Below are 3,137 nucleotides of genomic sequence, written 5' to 3'. Positions count from 1 at the left end.
ATCAGCCACAGCCGAACCCGCACCCGAAATCACACCCAACGGGGTCTGGGGCGAAGCCCCAGGGGACGGGAATGGGTAGGGGTGGCGGGGGCGAAGAAAACCCGGCGTCAAACCCTCACGCGTCCCCGAACCGCTCCCCCTTCTCCGCCTTCTCCACGAGCAGCGCGGGAGGCGCGAACCGCTCCCCGTACCGCTCGGCGAGCTCACGCGCGCGGGCCACGAAGCCCGGCAGCCCGCCCTCGTACCCGTTGATGTACTGAAGGACGCCCCCCGTCCAGCCGGGGAACCCGATCCCGAAGATGGAGCCGATGTTGGCGTCGGCGACGGACGTCAGGACGCCCTCCTCCAGCAGCCGGACGGTGTCCAGCGCCTCGGAGAACAGCATGCGCTCCTGCATGTCCCGGAAGGGAATCTCGGCCTCGACGGCTCCCGCGCGCGTGAAGTGCTCGCGCAGCCCGGGCCACAGCCCGCCCCGCTTGCCGTCGTCCCCGTACTCGTAGAAGCCCGCGCCGCCGCTGCGTCCGGGGCGGCCGAACTCGTCGACCATGCGGTCGATGACCGTGTCCGCGGGGTGTTCCGTCCAGGTGCCGCCGGCCTCCTCGACGGCCCGCTTCGACTCGGCGCGGATCTTGCGCGGCAGGGTGAGAGTCAGCTCGTCCATCAGGGAGAGGACCTTGGCGGGGTAGCCGGCCTGGGCGGCGGCCTGCTCGACGGAGGCGGGCTCGATGCCCTCGCCGACCATCGCCACGCCCTCGTTGATGAAGTGCCCGATGACGCGGGAGGTGAAGAAGCCCCGCGAGTCGTTGACGACGATCGGGGTCTTCCTGATCTGCCGTACGAGGTCGAAGGCGCGGGCGAGTGCCTCGTCGCCGGTGCGTTCGCCCCTGATGATCTCGACGAGCGGCATCTTGTCGACGGGCGAGAAGAAGTGCAGCCCGACGAAGTCGACCTGTCGCTCGACGCCTTCGGCGAGCGCGGTGATCGGCAGGGTCGAGGTGTTGGAGCAGAGCAGCGCGTCCGGTTCGACGATGTGCTGGATCTCCTGGAACACCTTGTGCTTGAGCGCGGAGTCCTCGAAGACGGCCTCGATGACGGCGTCGCAGCCTGCAACGTCCTGAGGGTCGGCGGTCGGCGTGATGCGCGCCAGCAGCGCGTCCGCCTTCTCCTGGGTCGTACGGCCCCGGGAGACGGCCTTGGCGCAGAGCTTCTCGGAGTAGCCCCTGCCCTTCGCCGCCGCCTCGGCCGACACGTCCTTGAGGACGACGTCGATGCCCGCGCGGGCGCAGGAGTACGCGATGCCCGCGCCCATCATCCCGGCGCCCAGAACGGCGACCCTGCGGACCGGGCGCGGTTCGACGCCCTTGGGCCGGTTGGCTCCGGAGTTGACGGCCTGGAGGTCGAAGAAGAAGGCCTGGATCATGTTCTTGGAGGTCTGGCCCGCGGCCAGCTCCACGAAGTAGCGGGCCTCGATGACCTGCGCGGTCTCGAAGTCGACCTGCGAGCCCTCGACGGCGGCCGCGAGGATGTTGCGCGGCGCAGGGTAGGGCGCGCCGTTCGTCTGCTTGCGCAGGTTGGCCGGGAAGGCGGGCAGGTTGGCCGCGAACTTCGGGTTGGACGGGGTGCCGCCCGGGATGCGGTAGCCGGGCTTGTCCCAGGGCTGGCGCGACTCGGGGTTGGCGTCGATGAAGGCGCTGGCCTTGGCGAGCATCTCCTCGGGGGTGGCCGCCACTTCGTGGACGAGGCCGTTCTCCAGCGCGCGCTGCGGGCTGTACTGGGTGCCCTGGAGGAGCACCTTCAGGAGCGCGTCGGCGATGCCCAGGAGGCGTACGGTCCTGACGACGCCGCCGCCTCCGGGCAGCAGGCCGAGCGTGACCTCGGGGCAGCCGATCTTGGAGCCGGGCGCGTCGAGGGCGACGCGGTGGTGGCAGGCCAGCGCGATCTCGAAGCCGCCGCCCAGGGCCGCGCCGTTCATGGCGGCCACGACGGGCTTGCCGAGCGTCTCGATGCGGCGGAGGTCGCGCTTGATCGCGAGGCCTCCGTCGAGGAGCTGCTGGGCGGTCTCGGGGGTGACGCGGATGAGGTCGCGCAGGTCGCCGCCCGCGAAGAAGGTCTTCTTGGCGGAGGTGAAGACGATGCCGCGGATGGAGTCGGGGTCGGCCTGGACCGCCGTCTCCAGACGGTCGGTGATCGCGGCGAGCGAGTCGCGGAACGCCTGGTTCATGGTGTTCGCGGACTGGTCGGGATCGTCGAGGACCAGGGTGACGATGCCGGTCTCGTCCTGTTCCCAGCGGATGGTGGTGCTCTCGGTCATGAGGGGGTTCTCCGTAGAAGTCCGTTGGTCCACTGGGGAGTCAGATGCGCTCGACGATCGTGGCGATGCCCATGCCGCCGCCGACGCAGAGCGTGGCGAGGCCGAACCGCTTGTCCTGGCGCTCCAGTTCGTCGACGAGCGTGCCGAGAATCATCGCCCCGGTGGCGCCGAGCGGGTGGCCGAGGGCGATCGCGCCGCCGTTGACGTTGACCTTGTCCAGGGACAGGCCCATGTCCCGCGCGAAACGCAGGACGACCGCGGCGAAGGCCTCGTTGATCTCGACGAGGTCGATGTCGTCGATGGTCAGTCCGGCCTTGGCGAGCGCCTTGCGGGTGGCGGGCGCGGGCCCGGTCAGCATGATGGTCGGCTCCGAGCCGGAGACGGCCGCGGAGACGATCCGCGCGCGCGGGGTGATCCCGTACCGCTCGCCGACCTCCTTCGAGCCGACGGCGACCAGCGAGGCGCCGTCCACGATGCCGGAGGAGTTGCCGGCGTGGTGGACGTGGTCGATCTTCTCCACCCAGTGGTACTTCTGCAGCGCCACGGCGTCGAAGCCGCCCAGGTCGCCGATGTCCGCGAACGACGCCTTGAGCCTGGCGAGCGAGTCGGCGGTCGTTCCCGGGCGCAGGTGTTCGTCGTGGTCGAGGACGACGAGTCCGTTGCGGTCCTTCACGGGGACGACGGACTTCTCGAAACGGCCGTCCTTCCAGGCCGCGGCGGCACGCTCCTGGGACAGCGCCGCGTACTCGTCGAGCATGGCAAGGTCCTGGATGATGCCGGCCTCAACAGGGGAGGTGAATCGTGTTCGGCCGCTGTAGAGCGCGAA

2 protein-coding genes are annotated in these 3,137 nt (G+C 70.2%); both read right to left on the bottom strand.

Annotation, left to right across the window (positions count from 1 at the left end; translation table 11 throughout):
* Nucleotides 1-115: 115 nt before the first annotated feature.
* Nucleotides 116-2,311 carry a 3-hydroxyacyl-CoA dehydrogenase NAD-binding domain-containing protein gene (locus tag O3Q52_RS51135; RefSeq protein WP_269655249.1) on the bottom strand — a complete coding sequence of 732 codons (2,196 nt, stop codon included), beginning with the start codon at nucleotides 2,309-2,311 and terminating at the stop codon, nucleotides 116-118.
* Nucleotides 2,312-2,351: 40 nt separating this feature from the next.
* On the bottom strand, nucleotides 2,352-3,137 hold a 786-nt coding region (locus O3Q52_RS51130; RefSeq protein ID WP_269655248.1), incomplete at its 5' end, for an acetyl-CoA C-acyltransferase.

The organism is Streptomyces sp. ActVer, from assembly GCF_027270795.1.
GTDB classification, from domain to species: Bacteria; Actinomycetota; Actinomycetes; order Streptomycetales; family Streptomycetaceae; genus Streptomyces; species Streptomyces umbrinus_A.
The sequence above is the reverse complement of the archived record's forward strand: the minus strand, read 5'-3'. Positions and strand labels throughout refer to the sequence as shown.